Here is a 15,058-nt window from a genome sequence, read left to right as displayed (position 1 = left end):
CGCCCCGATGCCCGTGCGCGACTCCTACCCCGACGGCGCCCCCTGCTGGGCCGATCTGACCTGCACCGATCCGCTCGGCGCCGAGGACTTCTACGGTCCGATCCTCGGCTGGGAGTTCGAGGAGCTGGGCCCCGAGCACAACGGCTACACCATGTGCCTCACCGGCGGCCGACCGGCCGCGGGGCTGCTGCCGCCGCCGGCCGGGGCCGAGCAGCTGCCGGCGGTCTGGAACGTCTACCTGGCGGCCGCCGACCTGGACACCGTCTACCGGCGGGTGGCGGCGGCCGGCGGCGAGGCCGTGCTGGGCCCGCGCGAGGTGCCGGCGGCGGGCCGGCTGGCCTTCGGCATCGACCCGGACGGGGCCGCCTTCGGCCTCTGGCAGGCGGGCGGCCACCACGGCGCCGCGGTCTACGGGGAGCCGGGCGCGATGTGCTGGCACGAGCTGACCACCCCGGCGGCGGAGCGGGCCGACGCGTTCTACGCCGAGCTCTTCCCGTACCAGCAGAAGCAGATCGGCGACGGGCTCGGCTTCGACTACTCCGCCTGGGCCGTGCCGGGCTCGCACGGCCTGCCGGTCTGCGGCCGCTATCGCACCGCCGTGCCGCGCCCGTACTGGTCCACCTACTTCGCCGTCGCCGACGCCGACCACGCGGCGGACCAGGCCGGCGCGCTCGGCGGCCGGGTGCTGCGCGAGCCCTTCGACTCCCCGTACGGCACTCTGGTCCCCTGCGTTGACCCGTTCGGGGCCCCGGTGACCTTCTGCCAGCTGCCCTGACGTCTAGGCTGGTCCCCGGCGTGACCGGATCGACACATCCAACCGCAGGAGGCACCGATCATGGCAACTGTCCGCACCGCTCGTACCGCTTGGCAGGGCAACCTGGTCGCCGGCCAGGGCGAGGTCACCTTCGCCTCGTCCGGCATCGGCCAGTTCCCGGTCTCCTGGCCGGCCCGCTCGGAGGAGCCGAACGGGAAGACCAGCCCCGAGGAGCTGATCGCGGGCGCCCACTCGGCCTGCTTCTCGATGGCCCTGTCGCACGGCCTGACCGGCGCCGGCACCCCGCCCACCCGGCTGGACGTGCAGGCCGACGTCACCTTCCAGCCCGGTGAGGGCATCACCGGCATCGTGCTCACCGTCGAGGGCCAGGTCGAGGGCATCGACGAGGCGGCCTTCGTCAAGGCCGCCGAGGACGCCAAGGCGAACTGCCCGGTGAGCAAGGCACTGGCCGGCACCACCATCTCGCTCAACGCCAAGCTGGTCTGACGCCCCACCAGGGCACGGAACGTCAGCGTCACTGGCGCACACCCTCGGCGCGCACCCCCCGGTGCCCGCCGGGGGTGTGCTGTTTCCTCCCCCCGGAAACGCCACCGCTCCCCCGAAATCCGGCGAATCACCCTGTCGGCAGTGGCCCAGCCTTCCCGGGGCGGCCTATGATCGGCCCCAGTGATTGAGCGTCAGCAGCGGACGGGAGCGTGCCGTGCGAGGCCGGAACGAGGGGGCCGACGCACACCGCCAGGGCGTGCGGCAGACTGCGCCGTGCCCGCCCCCTGACGCGGGGGCGGTCGGCCCGGAGCCGGTGGGCCGAGTGCCGTTGAACCGGGTGAACCAGGCCCCCGAGGCCACCGCCCACTGCCCCAACTGCGCCGCACCGCTGCCGGTTTCGCCGCCCCCGGGGACGGACCAGCTGCTCGCCGCGCTGCGCGCCAGCGAGTCCCGGTTCCGCGCCGCCTTCGCCGATGCCGGGATCGGCATGCTGCTGATCGACACCGACGGCCTGGTGATCGAGGCCAACCCGGCGCTGGCCGAGATGCTGGGCCACGAGGTCTCCGCGCTGGTCCGGATGCACATCAACGACATCCTCACCCCGGAGGACGGCTCCCGCCGGCTCTACCGGCAGCTGGTCGAGGGCGTCCGCGAGCGGCTGCGGCTGGAGCGCAAGCTCAAACACCGCGAGGGCCGCGAGGTCTGGAGCAGCGTCACCATCTCGCTGGTCCGGGACGCGGCCGGCACCCCGCTCTACACCCTTGGGATGTTCGAGGACGTCACCGAGCGCCGCCGCCTCGGCGACCGGCTTGCCTACCAGGCCCTGCACGATCCGCTGACCCGGCTGCCCAACCGGGCGTTCTTCTTCGACCGGCTGAACGCGGCCTGCGCGCCCCGCACCGGCGGCGAGCCCGCCGAGCCGGAGGACGCGGCCCGCCGGGTCGGCATCTGCTACGTGGGGCTGGACGGCTTCGCGGCGATCAACGACACCCTCGGCCACCACGTCGGCGACCAGCTGCTGAGCGCGGTCGCGGCCCGGCTGGAGCGCGGCTTCGCGATCGGCGACCGGCAGGTGGTGGCCCGGCTCGGCGGCGACGAGTTCGCGGTGCTGGTCACCGACAGCGAGGGCAGCGAGCAGCTGACCGCGCTGGCCGGCCAGCTGCTGACGGTGCTGGAGCGCCCGTTCGAGGTGGCCGGGCACCGGCTGGCGGTGACCGCCAGCATCGGCGTGGTGGAGCGCCCGGTGGCCACCACCAGCCCGACCGACCTGGTGAAGGACGCGGACGCCACGCTCTACTGGTCCAAGGCCGACGGCCGGGCCCGCTGGACCCTCTACGACCGGGACCGGGGCGCCCACCAGCTGACCCGCCGGCTGCTCACCACCGCGCTGCGCCCGGCCCTGGAGCGCGGCGAGTTCACCGTCGAGTACCAGCCGCTGGTCGGCCTGGCGGACGGCTCGGTGCACGGCGCGGAGGCGCTGGTGCGCTGGCGGCACCCGCGGTTCGGCACCCTCTCCCCCGACCGGTTCATCCCGCTGGCCGAGGAGTCCGGGGCGATCGTGCCGCTCGGCAAGTGGGTGCTGGAGGAGTCCTGCCGGCAGGCCCGCGGCTGGCTGGCCGAGTTCCCGGACACCGAGGCCTTCGTCAGCGTCAACCTGGCGGCCCGCCAGGTCTGGGACTCGGACGTGGTGGCGGACGTGGCCCAGGTGCTCGACCGGACCGGCCTGCCGGCCCGGCTGCTGCAGCTGGAGCTGACCGAGAGCGCCGTGCTGGGCCCGAGCGGCCGCCCGCTGCAGGCGCTGCAGGCGCTGGCCGACATGGGCGTGCGGATCGCCATCGACGACTTCGGCACCGGTTACTCCAACCTGGCCTATCTCTCCCGGCTGCCGGTGCACGCGCTGAAGCTGGACGGCACCTTCATCGAGGGCTTCCGCGACCCGGCGCCGATCGGCCGCCCCGAGCCGCGCTCCCGGCGCAGCGAGGCGGACGAGCAGATCGTCGGCGCCATGGTGCGGCTGGCCCACGACCTCGGGCTGACCGTCACGGCGGAGGGCATCGAGAGCGCCGCCCAGGCCGAGCGGCTGCGGCAGACCGGCTGCGACACCGCCCAGGGCTGGTTCTTCGCCCGCCCCGGGGATCCGGCCTCGGTCGCCTCGATACTGCGCGAGGGCGGGGTCCGCAGCACGGACCCCGAGTGGTCCCCCGTCGCCCGCTGAGGGCGGGTCAGCCGAGCAGGCCGTAGGCCCGGGCGATCAGCTCGTAGGAGAGCAGCCGGTGCTCCAGGCCGTGGAAGTGCGAGGTGACCATCAGCTCGTCGGCCCCGGTGCGCTTGCGCAGCTCCTCCAGGCCGTCGGCCACCTGGGTCGGCTCGCCGAGCACCACGTTGGCCAGCCAGCCCTCGACGAACTCGGCCTCGGCCGGGTTGTACGGGTAGGCGGCCGCCTCCTCCGGGGTGGGGATCGGGCTGGGCCGGCCCTGGCGCACCCGCATCATGCCGAGCGCGGCCGAGCGGGCCAGGAAGCGGGCCGCCTCGACGCCGCCCTCCGGCACCGCGACGGCGCTGACGCCGATCAGCGAGTAGGGCTCGGAGAGCACCTCGGAGGGGCGGAAGCTGCTGCGGTACAGCTCCAGCGCGGGCACCGTGTTGGCGGCGCTGAAGTGGTGGGCGAAGGCGAACGGCAGGCCGAGCTGCCCGGCCAGCCGGGCGCTGAAGCCGGAGGAGCCGAGCAGCCAGATCGGCGGGCGGTGCGCGTTGTGCGGCACGGCGGTGAGCCGGGCGTAGGGGTGGCCGTCGGGGAAGTCGCCGTCCAGGAAGTGGGTGAGCTCGGCGAGCTGGCGCGGGAACTCCTCGCCGTCCTCCAGGCTGCCGCGGCGCAGCGCCCGGGCGGTGGCCGGGTCGGTGCCGGGCGCCCGGCCCAGGCCCAGGTCGATCCGGCCCGGGTGCAGCGCCTCCAGCAGGCCGAACTGCTCGGCGATGGCGAGCGGCGCGTGGTTGGGCAGCATCACGCCGCCGGAGCCGAGCCGCAGGGTGCTGGTCTGCGCGGCCAGGTGGGCGATCAGCACGGCGGGGGTGGAGCTGGCCACCCCGGGCATGCCGTGGTGCTCTGCCACCCAGAACCGGTGGTAGCCCAGCCGCTCGGCGGTGCGGGCCAGCTCGGTGGTGGCGGCCAGCGCCTCCCCGGGGGTGACGCCGGCGCCGACGGTGGCCAGGTCGAGGATGGAGAGCGGGGCCGGCGCGGTGCCGCGCACCGTGCCGCGGATGTCCGCGCGCTCCTGCCCGCCCTGGTCGTGCGTGGCTCCAGCCGTCATCGGCCCACCCTCTCGCTCGGCGCGGCCCGCGCCTGCCGCGGGTCGTCGGCGGAGTCAACAGCCAAGCGCCCCATGGTGTTCCCGATCGGGCCACCGGACGTTGGTACGAGTCCCGAACGGGGCCGCGTACCGTGGTGCGATGCCTGAGACCCCGCCGCCGAGCATCCGGCCGACCCCGCCGCGCGCCGCACCGACCCCGCCGTCCGCCCCACCGGCCGCCGGCGGCGGCGCGCGGGTGAGCCCGGTGCTGATCCTGATGCTGGGCTCGCTGAGCGCGATGGCGCCGCTCTCGATGGACATGTACCTCCCCTCGCTGCCCCGGATCACCACCGGCCTGCACACCCAGGACGCGCTGGTCCAGCTGACCCTGACCTCCTGCCTGGCCGGGCTGGCGCTGGGCCAGCTGGTGGCCGGCCCGCTCAGCGACGCGCTCGGGCGCCGGCGCCCGCTGGTGGTCGGACTGGTGCTGTACGCGGCCTCCACCGCGGCCTGCGCGCTGGCGCCGAACGTGGAGCTGCTGATCGCCGGCCGGCTGCTGCAGGGGCTCTCGGGGGCGGCCGGGATCGTGATCGCCCGCGCGGTGGTGCGGGACCTCTTCGACGGGCTGGCGGCGGCCCGGTTCGCCACCACGCTGATGATGGTCTCCGGCTCGGCGCCGCTGCTCGCCCCGATCCTCGGCGGGCAGCTGCTGCGGGTGACCAGCTGGCGGGGCATCTTCGCGTTCCTGGCGGTGCTGGGCGTGGTGCTGCTGGCCGCGGCGGCGCTGCGGGTGCCGGAGACGCTGCCCCGGGAGCGGCGGCGCTCCGGCGGGCTGCCGGACACCCTGCGGGCGATGCGCGCGCTGCTGGCCGACCGGCTGTTCAGCGCCTACCTGCTGACCGTGGCGTTCGGCTTCGGCACGCTCTTCGCCTTCATCGCCGGCTCGCCGTACGTGGTGCAGGAGGTGTTCCACGGCTCGGCGCAGCGGTACAGCCTGATCTTCGCGCTGGTGGAGCTGGGCCTGGTCGGGATGACCCAGGTGACCGGGCGGCTGCTGCTGGGGCGGTTCGCCTCGCACCGGATCCAGCTGGCGGGGGTGCTGGGGCTGGCGCTGTCCGGGGTGCTGCTGGTGCTGGCCTGCACGGTCTGGCACGCGGGGCTCTGGCCGGTGACCGGGCTGCTCTGCCTGATGGCGGTGGCGCTGGGCACCTCCACCCCGCCCTCCTCGGCGCTGGCCCTGCAGCAGGCGCCGCACGCGGCGGGCACCGCCTCGGCGCTGGTCGGCTCGGTGCAGTTCCTCACCGGGGCCCTCGCCCCGGCCCTGGTGGGCCTGGGCGGCCACGGCAGCGCGCTGCCGATGGCGGTGGTGGTGCTGGGGTTCGCGCTGGCCGCGCTGCTCGCCTTCGTGCTGCTGGCCCGGCCTTGGCAGGCGGTGCCGGACCCGCTGCGGATGTGACCAACGCCACACCGCGGGGGCCTGTTCGACGGGCTGTCACCTGACGCGGCGTCTAGTGCCTTATCCCGCCATATTCTTGCCGCTCCGACTGGCGGAGATGCGCCAGCGCCGGTTCTCGCCAGGCGCCCGCTCTCGCCACCGGCGGGCCGGATCGGGCAGGCTTGGTGACCAGTGCGGATGCGCCCACCAGCGCGTGCACTCCTCAGCAAGGCCAGCGGACTGGACCAGTCCCGGGTCACCACGTGGGCCCCCGCGGCGGACACCCCGCCGCGGGGGCCCACGTCCGTCTCCAGGGCGGATCGAGCGCCGTCGGGGACACTGGGTCACCGGGGCGGCGGCCGGTACTCATCGCACATCCAGGGGGCGCCGAGGAACCGCTCATGCGGGGCCGCTAGCGTTGGGGGACGGTGCCACCTGTGCTCTCCGGGCGGTCCGGAGAGGGAGTTCCGATCATGGGAAGTGCGACGGTGCTGACGTCGTCCTGGTTCTGCGTGCTGGCCGTGCTGGCCGTGCTCGGCGACGCCTTCCTCCCCTTCCTGCCGAGCGGCACCCTGGTGATCCTCGCGGTGCTGAAGAGCGAGCACAGCACCGGCGAGCCCTTCCTGCTCGGCCTCGCGGTGGCCGCCGCCTCCTTCCTCGGCGACGTGCTGCTGCTCTCGCTGGCCCGGCGCGGCGCACCGTTCCTGCGCCGCCGGCTGGCCGGCAACCCCAAGACGGCGGCCAACGTGCGGCGGGTCCAGCGCGCGCTGGAGAGCCGGACCAGCCGGGCGGCCGCCACCGTGGTGATCGTGGCCCGGTTCGTGCCGGGCGGGCGGACCGTGCTGGACCTGGCGATGGGGCACTCCCCGCAGCGCTCCCGGCGGTTCCTGCACTGGTCGGCGCTGTCGGCGGCGGTCTGGGCGGGCTACATCGTCTCGCTGGGCTGGCTGAACAGCCACTGGTTCAACACCACCTGGCTGAGCCTGGTGGTCTCCTGCGCCGCCGCGACGATGATCTCCGCGGTGGTGGCCCGGATGGTCCGGCGCAGCCGCAAGCTCTCCGTCATGGTCCAGACCGAGGAGCCGATCGAGGCCGTCGAGGCGGCCTGACCCCGGATCCCCGGCCGGCTCCCGGCTCTGTCCCAGGTTCGCAACAGAAGCCCCTGCCGCGGAGCCGTCGGCCGACTTCTGGCGCTCTTCCCCAGCAGTGTCGGGAATGTTCACCGGCTCGACGGGCCCGGAAGGTCCGGCGTCCTTGGATACCGGGCCTACTCCATGACATCCTGATGAAAAAATAATGATCAAATGCCGTGAATTGCCCGGCTGCTGCCCGATGCCCACGGGTCGGCCGGGCGCGACCTGGCTGGGGAGACCATGAGCAGCATCTCGCGCAGGAACGTCTTGAGCGCCGGCGCGGCCACCGCGGCGCTCGGTGCGCTGAGCGCGTGCGGAAGCACCAGCGCCAAGACGCCGCACCAGGACAACGCCCAGGCGGGCGCGACCACCGGCGCCCCCGGCAGCCCGTCGCCCAGCGCCTCGGCCTCCGCCTCCGGCAAGGCCGTGCCGATCGGCGACGGCTCCACCTCGGACACCGGCCCGCAGCCCAACCAGCCCAAGCCCGAGAAGCTGCAGCCGGGCCAGCGCCCGCCGCAGTTCGTGGTCTTCTCCTGGGACGGCGCCGGCGCCACCGACGACGGCCAGTTCGCCCGGTTCCTCAAGCTCGCCCAGGAGCACAAGGCGACCTTCACCTTCTTCCTCTCCGGCATCTACTGCCTGCCGGCCGGCAAGAAGGACCTCTACCACCCGCCGCAGCACTCGGTGGGCGCCTCCGACATCCCCTACCTGTCGGACGGCGCGGTGAAGAACACCATCAAGATGATCAGCCAGGCCTGGCTGGACGGGCACGAGATCGGCACCCACTTCAACGGCCACTTCTGCTCCACCCGGCCCGACCACAACGGCGTCAACAAGTGGTCGCCGGCCGACTGGGAGAGCGAGATCCAGCAGGCCGTCGGCTTCGTCACCCAGTGGCGGACCAACACCGGCTTCACCGACGTGCCGCCGTTCCCGTTCGACTACACCAAGGAGCTGATCGGCGGCCGCACCCCCTGCCTGGACGGCCAGCAGGGCCTGCTGCCGACCGCCGCCAAGCTCGGCTGGAAGTACGACGCCAGCTCGCCGGGCGAGAAGCAGCTGTGGCCGCAGAAGGTGCAGAACGGCGCGATCTGGAACTTCCCGCTGCAGTCCATACCGTTCCCGGGACACACCTTCGAGGTGCTGTCGATGGACTACAACATCATGGCCAACCAGGACAACGGCAACCCCAAGGGCGACCCGGGCCAGTACAACGCCTGGCGGGACCAGGCCCACCAGTCCTACCTGGCCGGCTTCAACCGGGCCTACAACGGCAACCGGGCCCCGCTCTTCATCGGCAACCACTTCGAGCAGTGGAACGGCGGCATCTACATGGACGCCGTGGAGGCCGTGCTGAAGGACATCGCGGGCCAGCCCGAGGTGCGGCTGGTCTCCTTCCGCCAGCTGGTCGAGTGGCTGGAGGTCCAGGACGAGGCGGTGCTGCGCAAGCTCCGCACCCTGGGCATCGGCCAGGCCCCGGCCGGGGGCTGGCAGACCTTCCTCGGCGCGACCGGCTGACGGACCGTCAGAAGGACGCCGCGGTGCGGCGGCAGGGGGCCCACCCCGGCGGCCCAACGGGCCGCCGGGGTGGGCCGGAGCCCCCGCGCCGTCAGCCGGCCAGGTTCGGGATCCGCCAGTCCAGCGGCTCGCCGCCGAAGCCGGCCAGCGCCTCGTCGATCTGCGAGAACGGGCGGCTGCCCAGGAAGAGCTTGGCGGAGAGCGGCGAGGGGTGCGCACCCTGCACCACCACGTGCCGCGAGGTGTCGATCAGCGGCAGCTTCTTCTTGGCGTAGTTGCCCCAGAGCACGAAGACGCAGGGCTGCTCGCGGTCGCTGACCGCCTTGATCACCGCGTCGGTGAACTTCTCCCAGCCCTTGCCCTTGTGCGAGTTGGCCTCGTGGGCGCGGACCGTGAGCACCGCGTTGAGCAGCAGCACGCCCTGCTCGGCCCAGGGCATCAGGTAGCCGTTGTCCGGCACCGGCGTGCCGAGGTCGGCGTTCAGCTCCTTGAAGATGTTGCGCAGCGACGGCGGCGTCTTGGTGCCGGGCAGCACCGAGAAGCTCATGCCGTGCGCCTGCCCGTCGTCGTGGTACGGGTCCTGGCCCAGCACCAGCACCCGGACGTCCTGGTAGCCGGTGGCGGCCAGCGCCGAGAACACCTGCCCGCGCGGCGGGAACACCTGGTGCTCGGCCCGCTGGGCCGCCACGAACTCCGCCAACTGCGCGAAGTACGGCTTGGCGGTCTCCCCCGCCAGCACCTCCCGCCAGGACTCGGGGAGTTCGAACTCGTTCTCCAGCACGGCTGCTTCCACCTCAGCGACCTCGGTCACCGCATCGCCCTTCCTCGGACCCGCTCGTTCACCCCGCACGCTACACAGCCGCGCCGACAGCTCCTATTCGGCGGCCGGGGCCCGGCGTCGGCCACGCCGGATCCGGTACTCCTCAACGGCGTTGAGCACGACCAGCAGGACGGCCAGCGCGGCCAGCGCGGAGAGCGCGGGCACGCCGGGCATCACCGGCGCCAGCGCCAGCACCAGGGCGGCCGCGGCCATCCGGGTGTAGGCGGGCACCCGGAACATCACCCAGCGGGTGTAGCCGAAGGTCAGCAGGTAGGCGGCGCTGCCGCCGTAGAGCAGGCCGACGCTGGCCGGGTCGAGCGGGTGCCCGGGGTGGGCCACCGTCATGTGGAAGCCGACCGCGATCGCGATCACCGCGGCGACCAGCGCCAGGTGGGCGTAGGAGAAGACCTGCCGGACCAGGTCGCGGCGGTAGCCGGCGACGGTGACGGCGTACCGCATCGCCTCGTTGGCGTGCGCGAAGTAGATCCACCAGAGCGCGCAGGAGATGGTGAACGCGGCGACCACGGAGGCCAGTTCGCCGTCGGTCAGGTGGGCGGCCGCGGCGGCGGGGGCGCCGGTGCCGACGATCGACTCGCCGAGCGCGACCAGTATCAGCAGCCCGAACCGCTCGGGCAGGTGGCCGGGGTGGTAGGTGACCCGGGCCAGCCGGTGGCGCAGCAGGGTCGGCCCGGACAGGTCGATCAGCGCGCCGGCCGCCCAGCAGGCCAGCCGGGCGTCGCCGTGCAGCAGGCCGCCGGTCAGCAGCAGCGGGCCGCTGATCGCCGCGCCGATGCCGAACGGGCCGCGCCAGACCCCGTTGCCGATCCGCGTGATCAGCCAGAGCAGGGTCAGCCGGGCGCCCCAGTAGGCGGCGCCGAAGAGCACGCCGCGGTCGCCGTAGGCGTCCGGCAGGGCGAGGGCCATCAGCAGGCCGCAGAGGCCGACCCCGAAGATCCCGAACCGGTCCCGCGGGCTGTCCACGTCGCGCACGTTGGCCTGGACGGTGGTGCCGACCCAGCACCAGTAGACCGGGATGAAGACCACCAGGGCGCGCGGCAGGCCGCCCGCACCGTGGTGCAGGTAGAGCAGGTTGGAGATCTGGGTGATCGCGAAGACGAAGACCAGGTCGAAGTAGGCCTCCGCCCAGGTGACCTTCTTCTCCTCGACCTCCGCCTCGGCGCCCGCCTCGGACCCGAGTTCGACCGCTCCCTCGACCGCCGTCACTTCTCCCCCATCGATGCGCAGCAGGCGGCTCCCCCCGCCCGGGGGGAGCCACCTGCGCATGCTAGCGGGGTGCGGTCAGGCCGCGGCGGTCCAGTTCCGGTCCCGGCCGAGCAGGGCCAGGGTCCGGTGGAAGGCGGCGGGCTGCTCCTCCTCGAGCTCCAGCACCTCGCTGAAGGCCCGGCCCGGGCCGCGGAACTCGGGACCGGCGGGCACCTGCTCGGCCACCACGAGGCCGACCTGGGCCAGCTCGGCCGGCGGCTCGAACGGCAGGCCGAGCGCGGCGGCCAGGTCCCAGCCGTGCACCAGGGTGTCGATGAAGTGGAAGGAGATCGCCATGTCGGCGGGGATGTCGACGCCCTCGCGGATCTCCGGGATCCGGAACGGCCCGGCGGTGGCGGCGAAGGCCGCGCCGAGCTCGGCCGCGGAGGCCGCCCAGGCCTGCGCCGGGGCGCCCTCGAAGGTGCGGTCCCGCCACGCCTCGCCGTCCTCACCGCGGCCCTCGGCGGCGGCGGCGAAGCCGTAGTTCTGGCCGATCATGTGGCCCAGCAGGGTGCGCAGGTCCCAGTCTGCGCAGGGGGTGGGCAGGGCGAGCTGGTCCTCCTTGACCTGGTCGACCAGTTCGGTGACCAGGGCGAGGGCCTGGGTGTGCAGGGCACGGATGTCCATCGGTACTCCTCGTTGCCGGTGCGGGCCGCTCAGGCGCGCGTGGTGGGGCTGGGGCGGGGTCCCCCGGGGACCGCGCCCCGCTGGTCAGCGGGTGCGCTCGCGCAGGCCGACCGCGGAGACCGCCGCGATGACGGCGCAGATCGCCGAGGCGAGGAAGGCCCGCAGGTAGCCGTGCGGGCCGATCACGCCGGAGTCGGAGAGGATCGCGGCGAAGACCGCGATGCCGAGCGCGCCGCCGACCTGGCGGGAGGTCATCAGCAGGCCGGTGCCGGCGGCGAACCGGTCGGCGGGCAGCGCGGCCGCGGCGGCGTTGGAGATGCCGGTGAGCGCGGCGCCGATGCCGATGCCGGCGACGATGCCGATCGGCAGCATCACCGCCAGGTACTGCTGGTCGGTGCCGAGCAGGCCGTAGAGCGCGAAGAGCGAGCCGCCGAACAGCGCCGAGCCGATGCCGACCGCGATCCACTGCCGGGACGGCCCGGCGAACCGGCCCACCGCCACCGCGCCGATCGCGGCGGCGAAGGCGCCGGGCGAGACGGCCAGGCCGGCCTTCAGCTCGGAGTAGTTCCAGACCGCGTTCAGGAAGAGCAGGCTGGAGAGCAGGTAGGCGTACATCGAGGCGCCGAAGAAGAACGAGCTGACGTTGGTGCCGGCGAAGACCCGGCTACGCCACAGGTCCCACTCGATGGCCGGCGAGGAGTGCCGGCGGGAGAGCACCAGGGCGAGCACGGTGAAGACCGCGCCGCCGATCAGCAGGCCGAGCACCCGGCCGTCGCTCCAGCCCCAGTCGCTGCCCTGGGTGACGCCGAAGACCAGGCCGCCCAGGCCCAGGGCGAGCGCCACGGTGCCGACCGGGTCGGGCATCCGGCGCCCGGAGGTGCGGTCGGCGGTCAGCCGCAGGGCGGTGAGCGCGACGATCACCAGGCCGAGCGGCAGGTTGATCAGGAAGACCGCGCGCCAGCCCCAGACGTCGACCAGCAGGCCGCCCAGGCTCGGGCCGACGGCGGCGGCCAGCGAGCCGACCGCGCCCCAGACGCCGATCGCGGCGTGCCGGCGCTGCGGCGGGGTGTGCGCCAGCACCAGGCCGAGCGCGGAGGGGATCATCCCGGCCGCGCCCAGGCCCTGCACGGCCCGGGCGATGACCAGCATGTCCAGGCCCTGGGCGACGCCGGAGAGCAGCGAGGCGAGGGTGAACAGCGCGGTGGACCAGAGGAAGAGCCGGCGGCGGCCGACCACGTCGGCGACCCGGCCGGCGACCGCGAGCAGCGCCGCGAACACGATGGTGTAGGAGGTCACCACCCAGGTCAGGTTGGCCAGTGCCTCGTGCGGAAAGCTCTTGCGCAGGTCGGCGAAGGCGATGTTGACGACCGTGGTGTCGAGCACGGCGAGGAAGGTGGCGCCCGAGGCGAGCACCAGGGCGATCCGCTCCAGCTGGGAGCGGGGGCTCGCTTCTTTGGCAAGCGGGGCCTGCGTGGGCGGGGCGGTGTCCGCGCTGTCGGCGGACCGGGACGGAACGGTGGTCATGAGCCCCTCCGGTTGGCGGGCGCGGCAGAGCGAGCCGCGGTCGGGCGACGTACCCGAGAGTACCGCTTGGACGAACGATCGTGCAGTTTAAGTTGCGAGAAAACGGCCATGATCATGCCGCCGCGGGGGCCGTCGACGTACAGCTGATACTCAGCGAGGAAGGCCGTCTTGACCAATCTCCGACGGTTGTCCCAACACGCCCTCCGCACATCGGGAAACACCGCGAGAACGTCCCGAGAACCAAAAAACGAGCGATCGATCGTGCTCTAGACTCGACGCGGATGTTGGCATGAGCGGGACCAAGCAAACCGACCACGAACGAATGGCCAAGCGACGTCATGCTGAGCGAGCACCTGAGCGGCGAAGCCGCTGATCCGCACTGCCTGCGCGAACACGAGGCGGAACGGCTGTTGACCGGACACCCCTGGCGGCGTTTCGCCGTCCTCGGGGACAGTGTGGCCGAGGGGATCGGCGATCCGGTCCCCGGCTATCCGGACGAACCCTGGGCCACCCGGATCGCGCGTGAACTGACCGCCGTCCAGCCCGATCTGGAATACCTCAACCTGGGACGGCGCAACATTCCGGCCGCCAAGGTCCGGGAGACCCAGCTGGACCAGGCGCTGGCCTTCCGCCCCGACCTGGCACTGGTCTCCTGCGGCGGCTACGACCTGCTCCGCCGCACCTTCGAGGCGAGCGCCACCGCCGCCGAACTGCGCGCCATCATCACCGCGCTGCGCGACCAGGGCGCCGAGGTGATCACCGTCGGCATGTTCGCCGGCGCCAAGTCGCCCCGGCTCTCCGCCGAGGCGCAGCAGCAGTTGGACCTGCGGCTGTCCGAGCTGACCCGCGCCACCCTCGACCTGGCGGCGGAACTCGGCACCATCCACGTCGACCTGACGGACCACCTGGCCTCGGCCACCGACATCATCAGCGCCGACGGCCGGCACGGCAACCGCCGCTGCCACGCCATCTCGGCGGCCGAGGCGGTCCGCCGGCTGGGCGCCCACCTGGCCGACGCCCGCGCCGCCGCCGGAGGGGCCCGATGACCGCGCCCGTGCTCCCCGCCCAACCCCTCCAGCCCCGGAACGAGGACCGCACCACCGTGACGCCGCTCGAGGACCGCTCCCCCGGCTACACCGAACGCGTCGCCATGTTCGGTGTGCTGACCGGCGGTTGGACCGCCCAGTGCTGCTACGCGCTGGCCCGGCTCGGCGTGCCCGACCTGCTCGCCGCCGGCCCCCGCCCGGTCGCCGAGCTGGCCGCCGCCGCGGGCGCCGACCCGCACGCGCTGCGCCGGGTGCTCGGTGTGCTCGCCGCGGCCGGCCTGTTCACCGAGGAGCCGGGCGACCGCTACGGCCTCACCCCGACCACCCGGCTGCTCTGCACCGACACCACCCGGTCCAGCTCGGTGGCCGCCACGCTGTTCGGCGAGGAGGTCTACCAGTCCTTCGGGGAGATCCTGCACACCCTGCGGACCGGGCGCCCGGCCTTCGAGAAGGTGCACGGCGCACCGTTCTACTCCTACCTGGAGGAGCACCCCGAGTCCGCCGCGGCCTTCGCCGCCGCGATGGGCAGCGCCTCGGTGCCGACCGCGCTGGCCGGCTGCGACCTCACCGGCCTCGGCACCCTGGTGGACGTCGGCGGCGGCGAGGGCGGGCTGCTGGCCCGGGTGCTGGGCCGGCACCCGCAGGCCCGCGGCGTGCTGGTGGAGCTGCCCAAGTCGGTGGCCCAGGCCCGCGCCAAGCTCGCCGCCGCGGGCGTGGCCGACCGGGTGGAGTTCGCCCCCGGCAGCTTCTTCGACCCGCTGCCGGCCGGCGGCGACGTCTACACGCTCACCCGGGTGCTGCACAACTGGGACGACGAGCAGGCGCTGGCGATCCTGCGCCGGGTCCGCGAGGCGATCCCGGAGCACGGCCGGCTGCTGGTCTTCGAGCGGCTGGAGGAGGAGCCCGGCACCGCCGCCGAGCCGCCGTCCTCCGAGCGCGCCGCCCAAGCCGCCTTCCAGGGACGGCTGATCGACCTGTTGATGCTGCTCACGCTGGACGGCCGGGACCGCACCGAGGCCGAGTACCGTACCCTGCTCACCACCGCCGGCTTCGAGGTCCGCGCGGTCCGTTCCGCTCCGCTGCGCTCAGCGCGTGCGGAGAGCCTGATCGAGGCCGTGCCCGTTCCCGCCAAGTGACCGACGGA

The 15,058-nt window shown here is 73.7% G+C and carries 13 protein-coding genes; 8 read left to right on the top strand and 5 right to left on the bottom strand.

Annotated elements, in window-relative coordinates:
- Positions 1-7 precede the first annotated feature (7 nt).
- From ACFYNO_RS32190 to ACFYNO_RS32180, 3 genes are all read left to right on the top strand, one after another.
- Positions 8-775 carry a VOC family protein gene (locus ACFYNO_RS32190; RefSeq protein ID WP_388020766.1) on the top strand — a complete coding sequence of 256 codons (768 nt, stop codon included), beginning with the start codon at positions 8-10 and terminating at the stop codon, positions 773-775.
- Positions 776-835: 60 nt separating this feature from the next.
- Entirely contained in the window at positions 836-1,261 is a 426-nt protein-coding gene (locus ACFYNO_RS32185) for an OsmC family protein (protein ID WP_388020764.1), read from the top strand.
- A 328-nt stretch (positions 1,262-1,589) separates the two neighbouring features.
- Positions 1,590-3,476, top strand: coding sequence for a putative bifunctional diguanylate cyclase/phosphodiesterase (locus ACFYNO_RS32180; protein WP_388020965.1), 1,887 nt, complete (start codon positions 1,590-1,592; stop codon positions 3,474-3,476).
- Between the two features lie 7 nt (positions 3,477-3,483).
- On the opposite strand, the gene ACFYNO_RS32175 is transcribed toward ACFYNO_RS32180, so the two are convergent.
- Complete coding sequence (locus ACFYNO_RS32175) at positions 3,484-4,569, bottom strand: LLM class flavin-dependent oxidoreductase (RefSeq protein WP_388020762.1); 1,086 nt, start codon at positions 4,567-4,569, stop codon at positions 3,484-3,486.
- A 139-nt stretch (positions 4,570-4,708) separates the two neighbouring features.
- Here ACFYNO_RS32175 and ACFYNO_RS32170 point away from each other — a divergent pair, with 139 nt between their 5' ends.
- The 3 genes from ACFYNO_RS32170 to ACFYNO_RS32160 all read left to right on the top strand — a co-directional run bounded on the left by ACFYNO_RS32170 (position 4,709) and on the right by ACFYNO_RS32160 (position 8,634).
- A complete protein-coding gene (locus ACFYNO_RS32170; protein ID WP_388020760.1) occupies positions 4,709-6,004 on the top strand; it encodes a multidrug effflux MFS transporter in 1,296 nt (431 codons plus the stop codon).
- A 452-nt stretch (positions 6,005-6,456) separates the two neighbouring features.
- Positions 6,457-7,092: a DedA family protein gene (locus ACFYNO_RS32165; protein WP_388020758.1), complete on the top strand. Its 636-nt coding sequence runs from the start codon at positions 6,457-6,459 to the stop codon at positions 7,090-7,092.
- A 264-nt stretch (positions 7,093-7,356) separates the two neighbouring features.
- The gene (locus tag ACFYNO_RS32160) at positions 7,357-8,634 is read left to right on the top strand and encodes a hypothetical protein (RefSeq protein ID WP_388020755.1); all 1,278 of its coding nucleotides are present in this window, start codon (positions 7,357-7,359) and stop codon (positions 8,632-8,634) included.
- Between the two features lie 91 nt (positions 8,635-8,725).
- Here the strand turns inward: ACFYNO_RS32160 and ung are convergent, their stop codons facing one another.
- The 4 genes from ung to ACFYNO_RS32140 all read right to left on the bottom strand — a co-directional run bounded on the left by ung (position 8,726) and on the right by ACFYNO_RS32140 (position 12,868).
- Positions 8,726-9,445, bottom strand: a complete 720-nt coding sequence (ung, locus tag ACFYNO_RS32155; protein WP_388020753.1) for a uracil-DNA glycosylase — start codon at positions 9,443-9,445, stop codon at positions 8,726-8,728.
- Between the two features lie 63 nt (positions 9,446-9,508).
- The gene (locus ACFYNO_RS32150) at positions 9,509-10,678 is read right to left on the bottom strand and encodes a low temperature requirement protein A (protein ID WP_388020750.1); all 1,170 of its coding nucleotides are present in this window, start codon (positions 10,676-10,678) and stop codon (positions 9,509-9,511) included.
- Positions 10,679-10,753: 75 nt separating this feature from the next.
- Complete coding sequence (locus tag ACFYNO_RS32145; RefSeq protein ID WP_388020748.1) at positions 10,754-11,344, bottom strand: TIGR03086 family metal-binding protein; 591 nt, start codon at positions 11,342-11,344, stop codon at positions 10,754-10,756.
- 84 nt (positions 11,345-11,428) lie between these two features.
- A complete protein-coding gene (locus tag ACFYNO_RS32140) occupies positions 11,429-12,868 on the bottom strand; it encodes a DHA2 family efflux MFS transporter permease subunit (RefSeq protein ID WP_388020745.1) in 1,440 nt (479 codons plus the stop codon).
- 338 nt (positions 12,869-13,206) lie between these two features.
- Here ACFYNO_RS32140 and ACFYNO_RS32135 point away from each other — a divergent pair, with 338 nt between their 5' ends.
- Both ACFYNO_RS32135 and ACFYNO_RS32130 read left to right on the top strand, forming a co-directional pair.
- Positions 13,207-13,914 carry an SGNH/GDSL hydrolase family protein gene (locus ACFYNO_RS32135; protein WP_388020742.1) on the top strand — a complete coding sequence of 236 codons (708 nt, stop codon included), beginning with the start codon at positions 13,207-13,209 and terminating at the stop codon, positions 13,912-13,914.
- The gene (locus ACFYNO_RS32130; RefSeq protein WP_388020739.1) at positions 13,911-15,050 is read left to right on the top strand and encodes a methyltransferase; all 1,140 of its coding nucleotides are present in this window, start codon (positions 13,911-13,913) and stop codon (positions 15,048-15,050) included. The genes ACFYNO_RS32135 and ACFYNO_RS32130 overlap by 4 nt, the downstream gene beginning before the upstream one ends.
- The last annotated feature ends 8 nt before the right edge of the window (positions 15,051-15,058 follow it).

It is taken from the genome of Kitasatospora sp. NPDC006697 (assembly GCF_042869935.1).
GTDB lineage: Bacteria > Actinomycetota > Actinomycetes > Streptomycetales > Streptomycetaceae > Kitasatospora.
The sequence above is the reverse complement of the archived record's forward strand: the minus strand, read 5'-3'. Positions and strand labels throughout refer to the sequence as shown.